General features: G+C 64.5%; 16 protein-coding genes. 13 read left to right on the top strand and 3 right to left on the bottom strand.

Going from position 1 to position 20,727, the window contains the following annotated elements:
- Position 1 precedes the first annotated feature (1 nt).
- The 10 genes from IEY60_RS29960 (at position 2) to IEY60_RS29915 (ending at position 12,893) form a co-directional block, all read left to right on the top strand.
- A complete protein-coding gene (locus tag IEY60_RS29960) occupies positions 2–787 on the top strand; it encodes an SDR family NAD(P)-dependent oxidoreductase (RefSeq protein WP_189033862.1) in 786 nt (261 codons plus the stop codon).
- On the top strand, positions 784–1,527 hold the full coding sequence (locus IEY60_RS29955) for an SDR family oxidoreductase (RefSeq protein ID WP_189033861.1): 744 nt from the start codon (positions 784–786) through the stop codon (positions 1,525–1,527). The genes IEY60_RS29960 and IEY60_RS29955 overlap by 4 nt, the downstream gene beginning before the upstream one ends.
- A 337-nt stretch (positions 1,528–1,864) precedes the next feature.
- Positions 1,865–3,766 (top strand): N-acetylmuramoyl-L-alanine amidase, encoded by a 1,902-nt coding sequence (locus IEY60_RS36060; protein WP_229740254.1) that lies wholly within the window; start codon positions 1,865–1,867, stop codon positions 3,764–3,766.
- Between the two features lie 264 nt (positions 3,767–4,030).
- Positions 4,031–4,198, top strand: coding sequence for a hypothetical protein (locus tag IEY60_RS29945; protein ID WP_189033860.1), 168 nt, complete (start codon positions 4,031–4,033; stop codon positions 4,196–4,198).
- A 455-nt stretch (positions 4,199–4,653) separates the two neighbouring features.
- On the top strand, positions 4,654–5,682 hold the full coding sequence (locus IEY60_RS29940) for a fused (3R)-hydroxyacyl-ACP dehydratase subunits HadA/HadB (RefSeq protein WP_189033859.1): 1,029 nt from the start codon (positions 4,654–4,656) through the stop codon (positions 5,680–5,682).
- A 611-nt stretch (positions 5,683–6,293) separates the two neighbouring features.
- Positions 6,294–7,259: a GGDEF domain-containing protein gene (locus tag IEY60_RS29935; RefSeq protein ID WP_189033858.1), complete on the top strand. Its 966-nt coding sequence runs from the start codon at positions 6,294–6,296 to the stop codon at positions 7,257–7,259.
- Positions 7,260–8,489: 1,230 nt separating this feature from the next.
- Positions 8,490–9,602: an AraC family transcriptional regulator gene (locus tag IEY60_RS29930; protein ID WP_229740253.1), complete on the top strand. Its 1,113-nt coding sequence runs from the start codon at positions 8,490–8,492 to the stop codon at positions 9,600–9,602.
- Positions 9,603–9,656: 54 nt separating this feature from the next.
- Positions 9,657–11,252: a GMC family oxidoreductase N-terminal domain-containing protein gene (locus IEY60_RS29925; protein ID WP_189033857.1), complete on the top strand. Its 1,596-nt coding sequence runs from the start codon at positions 9,657–9,659 to the stop codon at positions 11,250–11,252.
- A complete protein-coding gene (locus IEY60_RS29920; protein ID WP_189033856.1) occupies positions 11,249–12,085 on the top strand; it encodes an SDR family oxidoreductase in 837 nt (278 codons plus the stop codon). The genes IEY60_RS29925 and IEY60_RS29920 overlap by 4 nt, the downstream gene beginning before the upstream one ends.
- Before the next feature lie 73 nt (positions 12,086–12,158).
- On the top strand, positions 12,159–12,893 hold the full coding sequence (locus tag IEY60_RS29915; protein ID WP_189033929.1) for a transposase: 735 nt from the start codon (positions 12,159–12,161) through the stop codon (positions 12,891–12,893).
- 119 nt (positions 12,894–13,012) lie between these two features.
- Here the strand turns inward: IEY60_RS29915 and IEY60_RS29910 are convergent, their stop codons facing one another.
- Positions 13,013–13,231: a hypothetical protein gene (locus IEY60_RS29910; protein WP_229740252.1), complete on the bottom strand. Its 219-nt coding sequence runs from the start codon at positions 13,229–13,231 to the stop codon at positions 13,013–13,015.
- 2,763 nt (positions 13,232–15,994) lie between these two features.
- Between IEY60_RS29910 and IEY60_RS29900 the strand changes: the two genes are divergently transcribed.
- Positions 15,995–16,831, top strand: a complete 837-nt coding sequence (locus IEY60_RS29900) for a metal-dependent hydrolase (protein ID WP_189033854.1) — start codon at positions 15,995–15,997, stop codon at positions 16,829–16,831.
- Between the two features lie 437 nt (positions 16,832–17,268).
- Positions 17,269–18,015 carry a phosphotransferase family protein gene (locus IEY60_RS29895; RefSeq protein ID WP_189033927.1) on the top strand — a complete coding sequence of 249 codons (747 nt, stop codon included), beginning with the start codon at positions 17,269–17,271 and terminating at the stop codon, positions 18,013–18,015.
- A gap of 135 nt (positions 18,016–18,150) precedes the next feature.
- On the opposite strand, the gene IEY60_RS29890 is transcribed toward IEY60_RS29895, so the two are convergent.
- Complete coding sequence (locus tag IEY60_RS29890; RefSeq protein ID WP_229740249.1) at positions 18,151–18,576, bottom strand: hypothetical protein; 426 nt, start codon at positions 18,574–18,576, stop codon at positions 18,151–18,153.
- Between the two features lie 679 nt (positions 18,577–19,255).
- On the opposite strand from IEY60_RS29890, the gene IEY60_RS29885 reads away from it, so the two are divergent.
- Positions 19,256–20,131, top strand: a complete 876-nt coding sequence (locus IEY60_RS29885; RefSeq protein WP_229740248.1) for a serine/threonine protein phosphatase — start codon at positions 19,256–19,258, stop codon at positions 20,129–20,131.
- On the opposite strand, the gene IEY60_RS29880 is transcribed toward IEY60_RS29885, so the two are convergent.
- Entirely contained in the window at positions 20,116–20,667 is a 552-nt protein-coding gene (locus tag IEY60_RS29880) for a dihydrofolate reductase family protein (protein WP_189033852.1), read from the bottom strand. The two genes, IEY60_RS29885 and IEY60_RS29880, sit on opposite strands and share 16 nt — an antisense overlap.
- Positions 20,668–20,727: the final 60 nt, after the last annotated feature.

Here is a 20,727-nt window from a genome sequence, read left to right as displayed (position 1 = left end):
CATGGCCAGGGTTCTGATCACCGGTGGGGCATCCGGTCTCGGTGCGGCGCTGGCCCGGCGGTTCGCCGGACGCGGTGACCGCGTCGTGGTCACCGATCTCGCCGAGGACGCCGTGGTCCCGGCGGGTGCGTCGTATCTCCGGCTGGATGTGACCTCCGAGGACGACTGGGTGCGGGCGCGCACCACCGTGCAGGAGAGCTTGGGCGGGCTGGACATTCTCGTCAACAACGCGGGCATCGCCGCCGGTGGGCGGATCGACCGTGTCCCCCAGAACGAGTGGGCGCGGGTCATGAACATCAATGTCCTCGGCGTCGCAACCGGCTGCCGGACGTTCACACCGATTTTCAAGGCGCAGCGCTCGGGTCATCTGGTCAACACGGCGTCGCTGGCCGGGCTCGTGCATCCGCCCGCGATGGCGTCCTACTCGGCGGCCAAGGCCGCTGTCGTGGCGCTCAGCGAGAGCTTGCGCTACGAGCTCGCCCCGCACGGCGTCGACGTCTCGGTGGTGTGCCCGTCGTTTTTCCGCACGAATCTGGCGGCGTCGCTGAGCGATGCCGATCCGCTGATGACCAAGGTCGCCCGGAGTCTGATCGACGGTGCGGCGCTGGATGCCGACGACATCGCGGCGGCCGCGCTGGCCGGGATCGACGCGCGTCGCTTCCTGGTGCTCACCGATCGCGCCGGGCGCAAGGCGTTCTGGACGAAACGACTGCTGCGCCCGCTCTACGACCGGCAATTGATGGGTATGGGCCGCCGTACCGCGGACGACAAGGAGATCTCCGGATGAGCACCAACGTCATCACCGGCGCCAGTTCCGGGCTCGGCGCGGAGATGGCGCGCCAATTCGCCGCTCGCGGTCACGATCTCGGGCTGTGTGCCCGGCGGGTGGATCGGCTCGACGCGCTGCGCGCCGAACTGCTCGCCGCCCATCCCGGGATCGTCGTGCACACCGCGGCACTCGATGTCACCGACGACGCCGCCGTGCAGACGGTGTTCGAGAAGTTCCGGGCCGAATTCGGCACGCTCGACCGGGTTGTGGTGAACGCGGGCATCGGCCACGGCGCCGCGCTGGGCACCGGCGGGCACGCGGCCAACCGGCGGACCGCGCTCACCAATTTCGTCGGGGCACTGTCGCAGAGTGAGCATGCGCTGGCGGTGTTCCGGGCGCAGGGTCATGGGCATCTGGTGCTCATCTCCTCGTTCTCCGCGGTGCGGGGCATGCGGCGGTCGATGACCACGTATGCCGCGAGCAAGGCCGGTGTGGCCGCGCTCGCCGAGGGGCTGCGTTCGGAACGGATTCCGGGCGTGGATATCTCGCTGATCTGTCCCGGCTATATCCGGTCGGAGATGACGGAGGCACAGGCCGATCGCGCCAAGTTCATGGTCGACACCGAGACGGGTGTCGCGGCGATGGTGCGCGCCATTGAAGCGCGCAAGGCCGTCGCGTATGTCCCGGCGTGGCCGTGGGTTCCGCTCGCGGTCGCGATGAAGGTGCTGCCCCTGTCCATCGTGAGAAAGCTGACATGACCCACTCCCCCCGCCGTCTCGGACGCACGGGACGTGCGTGCCGAGGACACCTTCGACGTCGCGGCACTGTCGGCATGGCTCCGCGCCGAGCTGGGCGATTCGTCGCTCGCGGAGCACCCGCAGGTGCGCCAATTCTCCGGTGGCGCTTCGAAGAGCGGGCTGACCAACTATGGCGGTGCGGATCGTCGATCGGCGGGTCGGCCCAGGTGTCGCATCGGGTTACCATCTGGCTATACTCTCAAGTGTCACTTGAGAGTTGGGGTGATTGTGGTTGATGTGATCGGTGGTACTCGTTCGGGGCTCCGCCAGTCGCGGTTGTACCGGAGTAGGAGTACCAGTGCCGAACTACGCACGCAGACGGTCCTATGCGCTTCCCGTGGTCGCGCTGGCTATGGTGGCAGCGCCGGTCGCGGCCGCTTTTCTCGGCGGCCCCGGACCGTACCGGTTCTCCAACGACACTGATACGGACGGTCTTTCGCCAACTGCGATCGCCCAGATCGGGCTGTCGGAGGCTCCGACAGTGGTGCTGCCGTTACGCGAACTGACGGGCATGCGATTGCCGGCCCTGCGAGTCGCTGATCTGAGGTTGGTGCCCGGTGCGCCGCCGCTACCTGCGGGTTCCGGGGTCAATCCGATCGGTCTAATCGCCGCCGAGGGCGCTGCGCCAGTCTCAGGCAGGACTTCGGCGTTGGACCCTGGTGTGGTGCCTGAGCAGTTGGCTGATCGAGTCGGCGCCCAGGTCAAAGAGCTCACCCGCCAGAGCCGTTTCAGCATGATCGGTTTGACCGCACCAGATCTGAAAGGCACCACAACGATGGTGCGGGCCCGGCAACTCGATGGTTCCTGGGGTCCGTGGTTCGAGGCCGGTATAGATGACAGCGTCGCGGCTCGTCGCCCGGGCACGGGGCGCAAGCAAGGTAGTGAACCGGTCTACATCGGTGACACCAACGCCGTGCAAATCCTGAGCACGCACGAACCCGACGCCACGGATCAACCCGGATCGCAGGGACCGAGTACGGTAGCGGGCGCAGACCATCTCGATCTCGCTATCCCCGAGTTGACTGCGGTCGTGCTCGATCCCGGGCGCGGCGAGCGGGACGAATTGGCGACCGCGACACCGCAGGCCGATGGATGGCCCCCAGTCATAAGCCGCGCCCAGTGGGGTGCGGATGAATCGATGCGATGTGAAGATCCGACCTACGACGACGGCCTCGCCGGTGTGGTCGTCCATCACACCGCGGGCCGCAACGACTACAGCCAGGCCGAGTCCGTGGCGATCGTGCGCGGTATCTACGCCTACCACGCCCAAACATTGGGGTGGTGCGACATCGGCTACAACGCGCTCGTGGACAAGTACGGCCAGATCTTCGAAGGACATTTCGGCGGTTTGGACCGGCCCGTCCAAGGTGCGCACGCCGGTGGATTCAACAAAAATACCGCTGGGATCGCGTTCATGGGTAATCACGAATCCGAAGAACCGACCCAGGTCGCGGTGACATCGATGGGTCAGCTCATCGGTTGGCGCACCCGTATCGCGGGATTGGATCCCCTAGGGACCACCACCATGATTTCCGAGGGCACCGACTTCACCCCCTTCGCCGAGGGTGAGCAGGTGCAGTTGCCGGTAGTGTTCTCCCACCGCGATGTCGGCAATACCGCCTGCGCCGGGGACGCCGCTTATGCCCTTATGGACCGCATTCGCGCGATCGCGGCTGGCGTGAATTCCGGTGCACCGTCAAGACAGACACCGGACGGACAGGATTCGACGACGCCCGTGCCCGCGCAGCCTGATCCCGAGACGGCAAGGTCTGCGGCGTTTACGGACAAGTTGTTGGATCTGGCCGACCGCAACGCACTGGCCCGACGTTGGGTCGATGCCGGTGGTCCGCAAGGGCAGCTAGGGTTGGCAGTCTCCGAGCCGGTTCCCACAACCGGGGGTAGTCAGTACGTCAAGTTCGTCAACGGGTACCTGTTCCAAGCCCCGGACGGTCAGGTGTACGAAGTGGCCGGGCGGATCGGACAGCGGTTTGCGCAGCTCGGCGGAGTCAGTGGCGCGCTAGGTGCGCCTCGCAGCAACGAGTATCCCGTCCCAGGCGGCACGCGTGTCGATTTCAATCACGGATCGCTGGTCTTCGAACAGGAGACCGGGATCGTCACCGTCCTCGGGCTGACCCAACCACCCGACACCACCGTAAGCACGTCGACACCGCTAGACGCCATACCGGATGCTGGGCGGTGAGGTGCCGCCGGCAGCGAAGCAAACAGTCGCCACGCAGCTCTGAGGTCGGCCTCAGTCGGGCGCCGAGGATTGCTGACGATCCCGTGGCTTGAGCAATTAAAAGTCGCACGGCGGCGACTTCTTCCAGTTCCGCAATCAGACCAGCTCGACCACGCCCATTCTTCGGATCGGCCGCACACCCCACACCGGGCACTTATTCATGCTTCCCTATCGGATACAGATTCTTCGTAGGGTTACGCTGTAGATTACAAAGGTTGGTGCAAAATGGTCATCACAGTTATCGCATCTGCGGTGTGGATTGCGGTGTCGATTGTGACCACCGGCCTGCTCGCGCTCCTGATCAGCAGAGGCAAACGACATCAGCAAAAGGACCTCAGAAATCCGAATATCTGGCATACCGAACATTCAGAAGTTCCCCAAGATTTGCTGTGACCGAAAGACCAAGGACCCGGTTCGAGATCGCGGACGACGACGTGCGCCATCGTCGTTGAAACTCGCCCCCCTTTCGCTTGATCGGTAGCCGGCGCCGCCGGCTGCGCACCGATGCCTCGGCCGAGGTAACGCGCCCTACGCTGGTCCGAGGTCAGGGCCGCGCGGCAGATCTATGGGTGGGCAACTGGCGACCAGCCAGCCCCGGAGGGTATCGACAGCCTGATCTGGCCCCCGGGTACGAACCGGCAATTGGCATCAGCGCTATTTGAGGCTGCAGAACCTGACGACCCGTCCCGCCATCGTTACATCGAATGTCGCCGGGAGTGTCTGTGAAAGTGGCCAGTAGAAAGATCCGACCGCCTGTGATATATCGAATTTCACTTCGGGCCGGACCCCGAAAAGCCTCATGGTGGTTAGCTGCCCGAATCCGAACCCGAACCGTTAGGCGCTTCCCCATGACCACGGCAGTCGACACCCCCGCGCTCGCCTCACGCGTAGGCCACTACCTCCCCTACGACGACATCTATGTGGTGGGGCGGGAGAAGATCCGTGAATACGCCGGCGCCGTGCAGGACTTCCACCCTGCTCACTGGGACGAGGCTGCAGCCACAGCGCTGGGCTACACCGGTCTGGTTGCCCCCATGACCTTCGTCTCCATCCCGGCGGCAAACGTGAACCAGCGCCTCTTCGAGACGGCGGTGATCGGCTACGACATGTTCGTGCAGACCGAGCAGGTCTTCGAGCAGCACCGCCCGATCGTCGCCGGTGACCGGTTGATCACCGACGCGGAGCTGTCCTCGGTCCGCCGCATCGCGGGCAAGGACCTGATCACGGTCACCAACACCTTCGCCGACGAGTCCGGCGAGCGGGTGCACACCATGCACACTACTGTCGTGGGCATCACCAGCGACGAGGTCGACCCGGCCCTCACCGACGCGGTGCAAGGCTCAATGATGTACGGCGTCAACGTCTTCGGCCGTGACGGCGCCGACGACTACCTCCCTGAGCCGCTGCGCCCGCGGATCGAAGTCCCCATCGCGCGACCGGAGCGGGCCTCGGCCACCGCCCGTTCCTTCGACGACCTCGTCGTCGGGGAGGAACTTTCGCTGCGCAAAACCCACCTCTCGCGCGGTGACCTGGTCAACTATGCCGGTGTCTCCGGCGACAACAATCCGATCCACTGGGATGCAAACATTGCCCGGCTGGCCGGGCTGCCGGACGTGATCGCACACGGCATGCTGAGCATAGGCTTGGGTGCTGGTTTCGTCTCAGACTGGACCGGCGACCCGGGCGCGGCCACCCGCTACGGCGTGCGTCTGTCACAGACCGCGGTCGTGGACGCCACTGTCGGCGGCGGGATCGAGTTCACCGGTAAGGTGAAATCCCTGGGCCCAGAGGCCCGCAGCGCGGTCATCGCGATCTCCGCCAAGTCCGGCGGCCGTAAGATCTTCGGCCTCGCCACCACCAACGTCACCTTCCGCTGAGTGCGAGACGGGTTCGGTGGCTAACCCCTCCCCGTAACGCCTGCTCCTATGCCGGACAGGCGAAACGGGGGCCGCGTGCGGAGCGTGAATCCACAGGCTCCCTTGCAGTCGTCGAAGCTGTGGTGACGTTGCTCGATGGCCTGATGACTCGGCCGGTAATCGTTGGCCGATGCCATCGGTGGTCATTTCCTGCTACTGGCCAGGTAGACATGAACCAGGTCCAGGCCATCCGCGATACATATAGGCGGACGGCCTTCGGCTGGCCCGATCGGCGAATTCCATCGAGACCATGCCGGAAATCCAGCGACGCGATCCGTCCCGCACATTCACAGTGGTCCCAACCCGCACGCACGCGTCGGGTATCAACTGGTTCGATCTAGACTAATGCCGATCCGCAGGCTGGATTTTCCACGAGTTCTCATAATCGGCGCGGGCGACGGTGGGCCAATGCAGTCTGGACCAAAGGTGAGCAGATGAATAACGGCAAGACGCTGCGCGCCTGGTGGAGTGACCCGGTCGACTACTGCTGGCTCGTCCGCACTCTGGCGGCTCGATCGGCGCTGATACCGCTGAAGATACTGATCGGCCTCGCGGGAGCGGCGATCGCGGTGATGGGTGCGGTGATCGCCGGCACGGCGGTGGGACCGCCTGGCGATCCCGGCCTCGCATCGACCATCGGCGTGCTGTCCGGCACCCTGTGGGCCGCCCGCTGGTGGCTATTACCTTGGCCGAACAGGACCGAATCGCTGGTGTTGGTCTGCTGCGCCGATGTTCTGTTTACGCTGGAATTCCTCCAGCTGCCGGACCGACTGTTCGGGGCGATGGGCGTGGTGCTGCTCCTGGTCACCGGCGGCTACGTGAGCTTTTTCCACAGCGCGCGGGCTTTGGCCGCGCATTCGGTCTGGTCCCTGCTGTCGGTGGCGGTGTTGTCGGTTCGAATCGCTACCGGCGGCGGAGATGTCCGCCTGGCACTCGCGGTAGCATTGCTGCTCGCATCGGTGGTCTGCGCGATACCTGCCTTCCAGATCCTCTCGTGGCTCCTGCGCACCGAATCACTGTCGGACCCGCTGACCGAACTGCTGAACCGCCGGGGCCTCGAGATCCGGCTGCCGCTGCTGATGGACCGCTACCCAGCAATCTGTGTGATTTGCTTCGATCTGGACCGATTCAAGAGCGTGAACGATACCTGGGGACACCGCGTCGGCGATCTTGTCCTGGTCCGGACCGCTCACCGGCTACGCGATGCAGTCGGGGAGATGGCGGTGGTGGCGCGGACGGGCGGAGAGGAGTTCGTGGTGGTCGCCCCGATCGACGCGGCCGCCGCGCGCAGCGAGGGCGAACGGTTGTGTCATGCGGTCGCCGAACCACGTGAGACCGCGGTGGTGGTCACCGCGAGCGTCGGAGTGGCGGTCTTCGATCCAGCAGTCTGTCCTCGGTGCCCCCGCCCGGCACCGGACCGACTGCTGCAATCCGCCGACGCTGCAATGTACCGGGCCAAACAGTCCGGCGGGAATCTGGTCGTGGTCGACGAACTCACTCCGCCGCTAGATCATCACCACCCGAACGAGCCCACATAGCGGCCGGTCGACAGCCCCATTGTCTAGGTGAGCCGTTCACGCTAAACCCCTGCACGCTCCACCTGCCAATCGGCCCACCTGGTCTCTTGTCGCTCCACCAGAGCCAGGCCCGTTCGCCCACGCCGCGTGGTCGGAACGATTACAGGGCCCGGTGATGAGTGTCAGCCGCGCATTGCTCGACGTGACGCCTGGGTACTGGGCATGCCATGGAGTTGCTTGATGACACCAGTAGTTCTGGTGAGCTCCCCGCCGACAAGCGGGTAGGCCGCCAGCCGGTCAGCAAGCTTGGCGACGACAGCGCCGCGTGGGAGATCCGTGATTCGACACAGTGGCTCGGCGACACCCAGGTCAGGTACAGACAGGAGTTCCGACGAGCTCGCTTTGACGATCGGGCGCGGGGTTGCCGACCGTACAGTCCCCGCTCCGACCATAACGGGCGTCGGAGTCGGCGGACCTGGTCGCCGTTGTCGAAGGAGGCGGGGGTTGGACAGCAGCAGCCAGTGCGCACCACTCCGACGACCCAGCTACGAGGGGGAACCAGAAACATCGATGGGCGAGGCCTGACTGCGAAACTCGAGACCCACTGTGCCGCCGCACAGTTCGTTACGCTCCCAGAGAACGCCCGATATCGGCGATGTGGCAGCGACACAGAAGGATCCCAACGCGCGCTTTCGATTCCTGGGTCGGTGGGGTCTTCTGGTCTTGGCAGGGGCTTAGCGCGCTCCTTTTCGCAACCGCCTGCCAAGACAATGAGGCCCGAACCGATGCGCGGTCATCGCTGTCTCCGACCGCCACAGCGCTACTGCCCCCGAGCAACTCTGCGGGCAACGCGAGCGCCTCGCTCGATGGAAAACTCGGCAAGCGCGGCGACATCGACTGCTTCGCGTGCCCGACGCACCGGTTGGATCCCCGCTCTCGCCTCTTTCGCAGCCAGGCACCCGGCGTCGGCCGCTCCGAGCCTCGCCGACACCCCACAAGTTGCTGTTGTCCTAGCCGCAGGTCTGCTCAGTGGTGGCCTCCATGCGCCCGATGTCCTGCTACAGACGTCGGGCGCTGACCCGGCGCCATTCAACGTCGTCGACACCGATATTGCGCACGGCCGCCACCAGTTCAGGAATCTGGCGGGCGAAGTCGGCGATGGTGCACCAGGTGGTCCTGTGCGGTCGGGACCTGCTTGCCGTGCTTCCGGCAGGAGCGGGCATACGAACTCGACAAGCTAGATTCGACCCTGTGAATTGGGATCTGCCGCGCCCGCCGACGAGTCTGTTGATCTCGACCGAGTACGCCGCGGAGTTCGGCATACCAGCAGAGCAATGCCTCGACGGCACCGGACTGCGGTTGCAGCAGCTGCTGGATCCGAATTTGGAGGTGACGGCCCACCATGACTTCATGGTGTCGCGCAATCTGGTCGCACTACTCGGCAATCGGGTGCGGCGACTCGGGCTCGAGGTTGGGCTTCGTTACCACTTGAGCGCCTACGGAATCTGGGGCTTCGCCCTGGTCAGCAGCCCAACACTGCGCGCCGCCATCGATGTTGGGCTCCGATTCTTCGACCTGACGTTTTCCCTTGGACGGTTGCAAGCACGCGAGGCGGTCGGCGGTGAGCTGATACTGGAGCTCGATGCGCCCGACGTGCCGCCCGGGATGCGTCGGTACTTCGTGGAGCGTGATGCCTCAGCGATCATGACGATCTATCGGGAACTGCTGACTGATCCATTGTCGCGCGGCCGTATCCAGTTCGCCTTCCCACCGCCGACTGAGGGCTCTGGGCGCTATCTCGAGATCTTCGGTGTCGTCCCAACCTTCGACGCAGCGGAAACAGTGATCGTCATCGATGCCGCTTTGACGAAAGCCCCTCTACCACAATCAAATCCGTATTCATCGGCCGCTGCCGTCGACCGATGCCGCGAGTTGCTCGTGCGGCGGCATGCACGCACCGGCCTCGCCGGCCGCGTCCGGGACGAGCTAGTGACACACATCGCTACTGCACCCGGCGCCGACCAGGTTGCCGCGATGTTGCATATCAGCGGGCGGACATTGCGCAAACGCCTCGCGGCCGAGGGGACCTCCTTCCGAAGACTCCTCGATGAAGTCCGCGAACATCTCGCGGAGGAATTGCTCATCACCGCAGGGCTGCCGGTCGAGCAGATCGCCTGTCGACTCGGCTACGTCGAGGTGTCCAGCTTCTCCCAGGCGTTCCGGAGATGGAAAGGAATGGGCCCTCGCGAATTTCGGTCGACCTATTCCGGCGCCAACTCCGTGCATTTGCTCCGGACAAGCAGTCCCATCGACGCAGGGGCCGAATCTAGTAACTCGCGGGCCGGTCATCACCTGGGAACCTAGATGTCGTCCTGCATAGCCTGATGCCGATGATCACCAGGCGAGGCGAGGAGAACAATGAAAAAGGCCCTCCCGGAGCCGGACATTCAGGACTGGATCGTCATCGGATCCGGGTTCGGCGGTAGCGTCGCCGCGTTGCGCCTGGCCGAGAAGCGGTATTCCGTTACGGTGCTCGAGCAGGGGAAACGCTACCGTGACGAGGATTTCGCCAAGAGCGCCTGGCGCCTCGACAAAGTCCTGTGGGCCCCGAAGATTCGGTTGAAGGGCATCATGGCGCTGACGGTCTTTCGGCACATATCGGTACTCAGCGGCGTCGGCGTCGGCGGCGGATCACTGGTGTACGGGAACACGCTCTACGTACCGCATTCGGACGACTTCTACCTGCACGAGCAGTGGGTAGATCTTGCCGACTGGCGATCGGTCCTTGCACCGCACTACGCCACCGTGCAGGGCATGCTCGGTGTCACCACCTTCGATCGCGACGGTGCCAGCGAGCAGATGATGCAGGCCATCGCCGCCGAACTCGGTGTGGCGACCACTTATCACCCAACGCAGGTGGGGGTATATCTCGGCACCCCTGCCACTCGAGTTCCCGACCCATACTTCGACGGAGCGGGTCCGCCACGTACTGGCTGCACACGGTGCGGGCAGTGCATGCTCGGCTGCCGGATCGGCGCCAAGAACACCCTTGTCAAGAACTATCTCTACCTCGCCGAGCAGCGTGGCGTCAGAATCGAGGCCGAACGGACTGTCATCGATATCCGTCCTATCGGCGCCGACGACGGCTCGGACGGCTACATCGTCACCACCGAGCGGTCCGGGGCCTGGATCCGACGACATCGCCGTGAACACCACACACGTGGACTCATTGTCGCCGCAGGCGCCCTGGGCACCAACCTGCTGCTACGCAAATGCAAGGACAGCGGTTCATTGCCCAATTTGTCGGACCGTCTCGGTGATCTGGTGCGGACGAACAGCGAAGCCATCGTGGCCGTCACGGCCAAGAATCACCGTACCGACCTGCGAGCAGATCTCGCGATCACCTCCAGTGTGCATCCGGACGAACACACCCACTTCACCAACAACACATATGGCTACCGCGGTGACGCCATGGCGTTGAGCTTCGGACCATCGACTTCCGGACGCCGCCGCCGACTCCAGTTCGTGCTGGCGATCTTGCGAAACCCGCTGCGCTGGCTCAACCCGTCACGCCCCCTGGGCTGGTCACGGCGCTCGGTCGTGTTTACCGTCATGCAGAGCCTCGACTCGTCGCTATCCCTGCGCCCGCGGCGAAAGGGCGGGCGGCTCAACACCGAAGTCACCGACGGCACGCCACCGTCGCCGTTTCTTCCCATCGCCAATCGAGTCGCCGAACTGGCCGCCGAGCACGTCGACGGATATGCGCAGACCTCGGTCCTCGAATCACTGATCAACACTCCCACCACCGCACACATTCTTGGTGGTGCAGTAATTGCAGACGACCCACAACGCGGTGTCGTCGACCGGTACCGACGTGTGTTCGGCTACAACGAATTCCTCATCACCGACGGCGCGACCGTCCCGGCCAACGTCGGAGTGAATCCCAGCCTCACAATCGCGGCGATGTCCGAAGAAGCGGTCTCTCACATCCCCGACAAGCAGGAGCCGCAATGAAGTTCACCCTGTTCAACCGTGTGGCAGGTCTTCGTGCCGGTCAGCACGCCGTGGTCACCGGCGGCTCGTCCGGCCTGGGATTGGCGCTGGCCCGCCGTTTCGCCGCCCGCGGACTGTCGGTCACATTGGTCGCTCGCACCGAAACCCACCTCGCCTCGGCCGCTGCCGATATCGTTTCCGCTGTGCCAACGGCTGTCATCGACTACATCCCAGTAGATGTCGCCGACGGCTCGGCGGTTGAGGCCGCCTTCGACGAGCTTCCTGCGGGCCTTGACGTTCTCGTCAACTCGGCCGGCATTCTGCGGGAAGGCTATTTCGAAAGGCTTGCGGCGATCGACTTCCGCACTGTCATGGACGTCAACTTTTTCGGTGCGGTCAACACGATTCGCGCCACGCTCCCCCGGCTGAAACGACGAGGCGGACGGATCGTGAACATCGCCTCAGTGGCAGGGCTCACCGGGGTCTTCGGTTACACCCCGTACTGCGCATCCAAACACGCTCTGGTCGGCTTCACTGACGCGCTACGCTTCGAGCTCAACCCCCAAGGGGTGGGTGTGCAGCTGGTCTGCCCGGGCGAATTCGACTCGCCCATGGTCGATGCCCTGGAACTAACACGGACACCTGAAAACCGCCAGCACACACTGACAATCCCTAAGCTCGGCATCGACGAGCTCGCCGATGCGACAGTGTCCGGGATCGACGGAGGACACCAGTTGATTATCCCCGGCGCGAAAACCAACGTCCTCGTCACAGCGCAGCGCCTGGCACCGGGTATTGCCAATGCCATTGCACAGCAACGGATCGCAGCCGTATACCGCGGACCCGGCCTCTAAGGGACGTCCCGTAAGTCGTTGATTACCAACAAGTATCGTGTCGCCGGTGGTGATCTCGGCATCTGATCCGGTGATGGTGGAGCTGTTCTCCGGGCTGCGGCCAGCGACGTTCGCTCGGCTGATCACACAGTTACGGCGCGAGGGCGCTGACCGCCCGTTACGCGGTCGACCATGGGGATTGTCTTTCGAGGACCGGGTGTTGCTGGTGGCGACATACTGGCGAACGAACCTGACGATGCGGCAGCTCGCGGCGGTGTTCGGGGTCTCGAAGTCAGCCGCGGCAAGGGTGATCGAGGACCTGGGACCGGCGTTGGCGCTACGGCCACGCGCCCGGTTTTCCCGCGGTGCGGTGTTGATCGTGGACGGGACTCTGGTCCCGACCCGCGATCACAAAGTCGCCGCACAGAGTAAGAACTACCGGTACTCGACCAACCATCAGGTCGTCATCGACGCCGACACCGAACTGGTCGTCGCGCTCGGAAAACCGCTGCCGGGTAACCGCAACGACTGCCGGGCGTGGACCGAGTCCGGTGTCGCCCACGCCTGCCGCAACGCGGTGGTGATTGCCGATGGCGGCTACCAGGGCACAGGTGTGATCATCCCGCACCGCCGATCACCTGGTCTTGAGCTGCCGGAATGGAAACAGGCCCACAACAAGTCCCACCGCAACGTTCGCGCTCGTGTCGAGCATGCCTTCGCCCGAATGAAGACCTGGAAGATATTGCGCGACTGTCGTTTACGCGGGGATGGGGTCGGCGGTGCGATGGCCGGGGTAGCGACTTTGGCCAACCTCGCCCACGCCCACTGATTCCTGACTGGCGGGACCGCTCGGCGTCACCGACCCAGACTTACGGGACATCACTTAGGCTGGAACATCCGTCAGACCCAGCGGCGCGCCTGCACCGGCCGACGAGGCTGCGCGGTGGATCACGGCAGGAGGTACAGGCGTTCGGTCGGCAACCGGGGCAGCCCGGCACAGTGCTCGGAATCGATAGTGACGGTGCAGAGGCGGCGGGCGCCAACCTCGCAGATGAATACCAACGCAGCAGTGAGGCACGCGACGAAATCCATGCGCACACTGGAGAACTCGACCGTGACATGGATGTCGGGCTCGTCCGGGCGCGGCGAACGACCGGCAAGGCTCATGGGCAGCGCTGCCTCGGGACGCAAGCGCGGATGCACCCCAGAACCGCAGCCGACTGTCCGATCACAGTGGGGACTGAGGCTATTCCGGTGTGGACGCTCAGGTCAAGCGCCATGGGCGAAGGCAACCCGACGCCGCAGTCACTGACCCCACACAATTGCTCAGCGGAGTCGATCATGTCGAAGCAAGACGCCGTCAGCATTGTTCGTTGGGCAACCCCGCCCCGGGCATTGGTACGCCTCCGGCAACAGAAAGCACCGGCGAGCGACCTCGCACGTTGGTGTCGAGCACAGGGGCTACGCATGTCTGTAGGCGATGCCGCCGGGTTGCGTGGTCGACGACACAATCCAACCCGCTTGCCTCATTGCTTCGAGAACCTCGACCAGGTTCGCAAGCGAAGGATTCGTCTGGGGGGTTTCAACCCCAGCAACAGGCGGTTGCAGCTCGGACATCGGACTACCCGACATCGGAATCCTCCCGATCGGTGACTTGTCCCGCCTGAGATCGATTGACTCGGCGGCTTCCCTGGCCATCTCGGCTCGTACACGGTCCCCGTGATCGAGGGAGTGCAGCCGCCCCGGCGACCATGTACGAGCCCGGTTCAGTTGCGGGCGATTCAGCCGCCGAGAACGTCTGGCAGACGTGCCCAGCTAGCGGATTCCCACCACCCTGCAATCGTACGTTGCAACATTTATAGTTGCAATGTGGCACTAGATCGGCTGGGTGCTGGTTGAAGTCTTCTCAGAAGTGCGCCGTTTAGATTTCTGACGGCCGCCGCCCAGACGAGCCGCCAACCATTGCCAACTGCCCAACCAGGCGAGGACTCAGTCGGCCGATCTACCGACAGCGTGACCACAGAGACGGGCATCGTCCAGTCATTTGATCAGACCTGTTTCACCTGTTCAGACGGCCGCGGAGCTTCGATGGCCTGTATGAGTCGCACCCCTGGCGCGAACTGACGGCTTCGGGCGGTCTACACGTCACCGGCTGGACATCCGCGACGGAACAGGGCCTGCCCGCGACCCGGAGAACGCAAGCTCCCACTCACGGGCGAACGGTGCGCGGAAGTCTCCCCGACCGCCGATCTGGTGCGGTGCGTCCTGCGCTACAAGGCACCACGGGAAGCCACCTCCCCGAGCGCGGCCACCCGTAGACAAACGACTGAAGCCGGGCACCCAACCGCCCACCTCGTCGTACACCAGACGTTCCCTCCGCGGGAGTACAGCAACGCGGGCCCTCGATTGGGCAGGTTGATCAGGCATTCACCGCGTTCACGGCCGAGGTTCTGCAATGAGACGACCCACACCTCGAACCGACCGAAAGACTCCGAACTATCGTTCGCGCCTTCGTCATCAGCAGCGCTCAATACCCGGACCTGATTCGGCTGGTCAACCAGGAAGCGAGCGTCGGGTCCGAACGTATCGAGTACCTCTATTCCACATACCTACAACCGTTCGCGGAACTGATCCGCGACACATCCGCCGATACCGCGCGGTCAACAGGAGCCGACCCCGCCCCGTGGAGGAGCCTGTACCTCATCGTCGCGGCCGGCGGTACAGCGTTGTCGTCCCATTCCGCGCTCGCCCGACTGATGGGCGCACCAGACGCCGAAGCCGACAGCCCCAACGAGCACGCATCGTTCGTAACAGACCTCGTCGTCAACGGACTGACGTCACCTAGCCACACCGTCAGCTCGACACGAATGGCAAATAGCCCTACAAGAACCCAGTGAGGTAGCTGCGAGGTCTCCGCAATCGACTATCCCCAGGCAACCGCCGTTGGCTGGCGACTTTCGCAGTTTTCAATCACCGATCCGAAGGATCGCCATGCCCGCCAGCGCTATTCCACTCCTACTTCTTCACGGCGTCACGATGTCCGAACGCGCCGGGACCACTGTGGTGCCGCTCCTGGCACCCCATCACAAGATCATCTGCCCCCACTACTCTCGGCCATCGCGACGGGCCGCCCGCAGTGCTGCGGCCTGCGCGATGCGCCAATCTCGTCGATCACGCCGAACGCGACCTCGATGCGAGGGGCCTCGACCAGGTAAACATTGCCGGCAACTCCCTGGGCGGCTGGATGGCCATCGAGTTGGCGCGCCGTGGTCGTGCCGTCACCGTCTGCGCCTTGTCCCCTGCCGGGTTCTGGGACTCGGATAGTGCGAGCCACTCCGATTCCACCGCGAAGATCGCGCGCGGACCGGCACTTGCCAAGCTGGCACGATCAGTGACGCCCCTGGCGGTACGTCTTTCGCTGATCCGCCGGGTCGTATTGCGCGACATCGCGACTCGGGCCGATCGAACGACCCCTGCAGCCGCTGTCGACATCGCTCGGGACCTGCTCGAATGCACAGTGACAACAGACCCGTTGAGCACCGATGAAACCATATCCATGCTCGGCCTCTGCCGTGCCCGATCACGCTGGCCTGGTCCGAACACGATCGGATACTCCCGGCCGCGATAGACGGCACCATCGCCCAAAGACGTGTGCCAGGCGCGAAATACCGGCCACCTACGCGCCCGCGTTGGCGCGGGTCGAGGGGTCGCTGGCTCGCGTCGCGGTCAGCTGTTGCTCAACGCCTTGGAGGATCGCGGTCTGCCGGTGCGGCGAAACGGCTGCGCACCGCTCTGATCGTGGCGGTGCCGCCCGGGGCGGTCGAATGCAGGTCGGCCCGGGCATTTTCCGCCCGTGGGTGGATGTGTGGGGGGAGTGCGCGCCGCTATCGTCTATGCGAGACACACTGTTTCATATAGATTGGTTCGGTCATGGTCAAGCGCGAGATCCCGGTACGGCGCATTCGGTTCGGTTACCCCGAGGTCAGTTCGGACCGGCATTTCGTCGACGGCGATCTGGTGATGAGCCATGCTGTTGCGTTCCTGTCCTCGGTATTTCCCGAGGGTGAGGATTTCTTCGTACGGTCGGTGCGGGAGTTCGACGCGCAGATCACCGATCCTGAACTGCGGCAACGCGTGAAGGGCTTCATTGGCCAGGAAGTCACCCATGGCCGCGAACACTCCGTGCTCAATGATCGGCTGCGCGCCATGGGCTATCCGATGGGTCGAGGCGAGCGGGCCACGCGTCGCTTCAATGCGGTGATGGGCCGTCGGTCGCCACACGCGCGCCTTGCCGTGACCGCCGCGCTAGAGCACTTCACCGCCGTACTGGCCGAAACCCTGCTGGCCGAACCACGTGCTCGCGCGCTTCTTGGCACCGGCGATGCGCGGCCGATCCTGCTGTGGCACGCGCTTGAGGAGTCCGAGCACCGCAGTGTCGCCTTCGATGTCTATCGTGCCGTTGGCGGTTCGGAACGGATCCGGATCCGGGCGATGCGAGTCCTGATGTTCACTTTCACGTTCAACACGGCCGTGCACACCCTGCTCTCCCTGGCCGGCGACCGCGCGGCATACAACCCGCGCCGCCTCTTCGCCAGCCTGGCCGCGCTGCGCCACTCACCCTTTCTCGCGGCCGCCGTCCGCAGCCGCCTACTCGACTACCTGCGCCCCGGCTTCCACCCCGACGACGTCGACAACACCGCGCTGCTCGCCGACTGGAACCTCCAGCTCTTCGGCCCGGACGGCGAACTCACCCCATTGACTCGCTAGTTCACCACATTGCCACGCGGCAGGACGGATCGTCCCCGGCCCGCGGCGAAGTCGACGATGGATTACTCGCTGACGGCCGAGCTTAGATTCCGAGTGAGGTCGCGATGGCTGGCCAGGACTGGTGTAGGCCGTCCTGCCAGTGGCCCAGGAGTGGGTGCCCGGTGGGCGGATGTGGTAGACGATATTGGCGCGGCCAAGTTCGGTGGTGCGCGTTCCATCTTGGTTGTGCAGTACCAGGATGCCGCCTCGATGGCGCCGCCGACGAGCATCTGATTGGTCAGGATCGCCTGCGGGTCCTTGCCCGCGATACGCACGCGCGAATTGTCAAGAGGCCCCTGCCCGACGTCTCGCAATGTCCGGAAGACCGCCGTAAGTACACGCTTTTGTGGCGTTTTCGCCCCACTTCGCGTGTACTAATACCTGATTAGTACTAATACCTGATAAAACGCCTCGACGGCCTCATCCCCCGCAAGGAACTCCCGCCCGGGCTCGCCCTGACGAACCCGCAGGTGCGCACGCTGTGCACCAATGTCCTCGATGTGCTGGTCGACCTGCACACCATCGATCCCGCTGCCGCCGGGCTGGATTGGCTGGCGAAGGGCCCCGGCTACGTCGCCCGGCAGGTCTCCGGCTGGCCCGACCGCTACCGCCGGGCCCGAACCCGCACTGTCGGATCCTTCGAATCCGTCATGACCTGGCTGGCCGCCAACCAGCCACCCGACCGCGCAGCAGTGTTGATCCACAACGACTTCCGCTTCGACAACATCGTCCTGGACCGCGCCGACCCGACCCGCCCCATCGGCCTGCTCGACTGGGAAATGGCGACCATCGGCGACCCACTCATGGACCTGGGCGGCGCCCTCGCCTACTGGGTCCAGTCCGATGACAACGCCGCCTTCGCATTCTTTCGCCGCCAGCCCACCACACCCCCGGGCATGCTCACCCGCGAAGAAGTAATCGAATACTACTGCCGCCGAACAGAAACCTGCCTGACCGACCGCGAATGGTCCTTCTACGAGAACTTCGGCCTGTTTCGCCTCGCCGTAATCTGCCAGCAGATCTACTACCGCTACTACCACCGCCAAACCACCAACCCGGCCTTCCGCTTCTTCGGCCTCGCCGTGCTCCTCCTGGAATGGCGCTGCCGCGGCATCATCCGCAGAAACAAGGGACTGGCAAGGTAGGTGGCCGTACAACTACCGGCGAGCGAAACAACGCTCCAACCACGCATGCAGGACGCGGGTCATCGCTGATCCATCGTGGGCAAGGCGATGGGTTCGACACCCAGGACCCGCAATACCTTTCGGAGACCGACGAGATCATCCAGTTGCACCGCTCGCTCGATGGCGACTACCACGTTTCGACGACATGCCCTGGCGGAGTTCGTCGGCAAGCTGTCGAGCCCGAGCGCAGTTTTGCGCTTCGGTCAGGGTGCTGATGGTGGGGACATCGACATATACCACCTTGTCGCCGAAACGCACCAGCACACCGTGGGCGGGGTCGTCCTCGTCCTTGGTGACAGTGCAGAACGCTTCGTCGCCGTGCCGGGTGTCGTTCAGGAAGAAGGCTCTCAGCGTTTGCGTGTCCTTGGGGTCGCGGGCGAGGGCTTTTGCCCGCTCACGCTGAAAAACAGCCGGCGCATCGCTCCCGGTCTGCGTCCTCGCGTACACCATGCTGTTGCCCTCGCGGTCGCCGTCCTTCCATCCGCTGACATACCTGGCGCAGATGTCTCCATCCACCAGCACGTTGCTGTCCAGATGCGGGGACGGAGCGCCGGAAGGCGGGGCATGTAATTGAACCCGTCAACCGTCGTTCCTGCGTCGAACACGCCGATGACGTCCGAATCCGACAGCTTCTTGCATCCATCTCTGAAGTCGGAGATCCAGGGGATGGCACATGCAGTAGCTGCCATCGCCACAGCCAGCGCGACTACCACCGCCGCCGCTGCTGTTCGCAGCGTCATTACGCGTTCGCGGAAGATTGAGCGCTGGACACGCGCCGGCAGCCGCCGATGGAGGTGCTGGGAGGTCCGGCGCTTGGGTGAGCGCGGATTGAAGCGACCGGGGTAAACGACCGTGCGGCCGGTGCGTTTGAAATCCATCGGTCCCCCGTACGGCGCCTTCGTTGTTCGACTGGCACCTAAAGAAGACCATCAGTTCCGGCCCTTGCATCATCGTTCCACAGCGTTGTCGGCCGCGAACTGGCCCCACCGAACGCGATTCGTCGGCCAGCGGGGCCGACGAACGGCCGCCGGGGAGGAGTCGACCAGCCGGTCGGTGGCAGAATCGTGCGATGACAGCTGCCAGGAGCGTTCGCCACCAAAGACTTTCGGTTTTCCTGGCTTCCCACAGCGACGTCGAGCTCGCGGAGCTCCTGGACACGGACCGCCCCGAGAGTGTGGGAGTGGGTGGAGGCTCGGCAGTCGTGGACGTCGACGGGGTGTCGGTGTTCGCCAAGCGCGTTCCGCTGACCGATCGGGAGCTCGCCCATCGGGGCTCGACCGCGAATCTGTTCGACCTGCCGGTGTTCTGCCAGTACGGGATCGGCGGTCCCGGCTTCAACGCTTGGCGCGAGCTGGCCGCGAATATCGTTGTCACCGACAGTGTTCTGGCCGGGAAGACTCAGGCATTCCCGATGCTCTACCACTGGCGGGTGCTGCCCGGCCGGTCGCCGGTCGCCGACGAACACGCCGATATCGATGCGGTGGTTGCCGCTCAGGGCGGCTGCCCGGCGGTTCGCGTCCGACTCGAAGCGCTGGCCGCCGCACGATCGAGCCTCGTGTTGTTCTGCGAGTACATTCCGCACTCGATGACGGACTGGCTGCGCGAGGACCCGGCGGGCAAGGCCGCCACCGTCGCGGAGCAGTTGTCGGAGATCGTGACGTTTCTGGCCGATCGGGAGCTGCTGCACATGGACGGGCACTTCGGCAATCTGCGCAGCGACGGGGAGCGGATCTATCTCAGCGACTTCGGGCTGGCCACCTCGCCGCGTTTCGAGCTGTCGACCGCCGAGCGCGACTTCGCCGAACGTCATGCCACGCATGACGCCGACTACGCCGCCATGCGGCTGGTCAATTGGCTGGTGACCGATGTCTGCGGAGTGCCGATGCCGACCAGCGGCGGTCCCGTCGCTCGCAACGAGTACGTAGTTCAGTGCGCCGCTGGTCTCATCCCTGACGACGTGTCGCCGGATGTCGCCGCGATCCTCGCCCGGCACGCACCTGCCGCCGCGAAGATGAACGCCTTCTACTGGAAATTGTTCGGCGGTGACATCCGTGCGGAATATCAGTCGGCGACGTAGCGCAGCATCACCACTGTTCTGAAGTGCTTCGTCTCGACCAGTCGGAGGCCGACGTGGTGGTCCAGTGCGGGGAACATCGGGGTTCCGCCGCCGAGGATCACGGGATAGACGAACAGCTGGTACTCGTCGATGAGACCGTGGGGCATCAGCGAGGCCGCGAGGCTCGCGCCGCCGACCTCGATGAGGCCGTCGCCGCCGGCTTTGAGCTTGCGGACCTCCTCGACCGCGTTCTCGCTGACCAGGGTGCTGTTCCAGTGGACCTCGGTGAGTGTCCGGGAGAAGACGACCTTGGGTTTGTCCAACCAGAGCCTGCTGAACTCGCGCTCGATGGGCGGCGCTGTCTCGGGCACGTGCGGCCAGTGTTCGGCCATCAGCTCGTACAGCCGGCGGCCGTGCAGCGAGACCTCGAGCGCGCTGTACCTGTCGTTGTGGAACTGGTGCAACTCGTCGTCCGGGTCGGTCCAGTTGATGTTGCCGTCGCGGTCGTTGACGTAGCCGTCCAGGGACACGCCGAACCCGTAGCTCAGTCTCCTCATAACCGTGTAGACCTCCTGCGCGATCGAAACTCATCGGTGGTTGCCACACACAAAACCCGT

The organism is Nocardia rhizosphaerihabitans (assembly GCF_014646295.1).
GTDB lineage: Bacteria > Actinomycetota > Actinomycetes > Mycobacteriales > Mycobacteriaceae > Nocardia > Nocardia rhizosphaerihabitans.
The sequence above is the reverse complement of the archived record's forward strand: the minus strand, read 5'-3'. Positions and strand labels throughout refer to the sequence as shown.

Bases quoted from the DNA above. Each gene is read 5' to 3' on its own strand.
- IEY60_RS29955 (WP_189033861.1), top strand. From the start codon at position 784: ATGAGCACCAACGTCATCACCGGCGCCAGTTCCGGGCTCGGCGCGGAG.
- IEY60_RS29960 (WP_189033862.1), top strand. From the start codon at position 2: ATGGCCAGGGTTCTGATCACCGGTGGGGCATCCGGTCTCGGTGCGGCG.
- IEY60_RS29940 (WP_189033859.1), top strand. From the start codon at position 4,654: ATGACCACGGCAGTCGACACCCCCGCGCTCGCCTCACGCGTAGGCCAC.
- IEY60_RS29880 (WP_189033852.1), bottom strand. From the start codon at position 20,667: ATGAGGAGACTGAGCTACGGGTTCGGCGTGTCCCTGGACGGCTACGTC.
- IEY60_RS29935 (WP_189033858.1), top strand. From the start codon at position 6,294: ATGGGTGCGGTGATCGCCGGCACGGCGGTGGGACCGCCTGGCGATCCC.
- IEY60_RS29945 (WP_189033860.1), top strand. From the start codon at position 4,031: ATGGTCATCACAGTTATCGCATCTGCGGTGTGGATTGCGGTGTCGATT.
- IEY60_RS29900 (WP_189033854.1), top strand. From the start codon at position 15,995: ATGGTCAAGCGCGAGATCCCGGTACGGCGCATTCGGTTCGGTTACCCC.
- IEY60_RS29925 (WP_189033857.1), top strand. From the start codon at position 9,657: ATGAAAAAGGCCCTCCCGGAGCCGGACATTCAGGACTGGATCGTCATC.
- IEY60_RS29910 (WP_229740252.1), bottom strand. From the start codon at position 13,231: ATGAGCCTTGCCGGTCGTTCGCCGCGCCCGGACGAGCCCGACATCCAT.
- IEY60_RS29920 (WP_189033856.1), top strand. From the start codon at position 11,249: ATGAAGTTCACCCTGTTCAACCGTGTGGCAGGTCTTCGTGCCGGTCAG.
- IEY60_RS29915 (WP_189033929.1), top strand. From the start codon at position 12,159: ATGGTGGAGCTGTTCTCCGGGCTGCGGCCAGCGACGTTCGCTCGGCTG.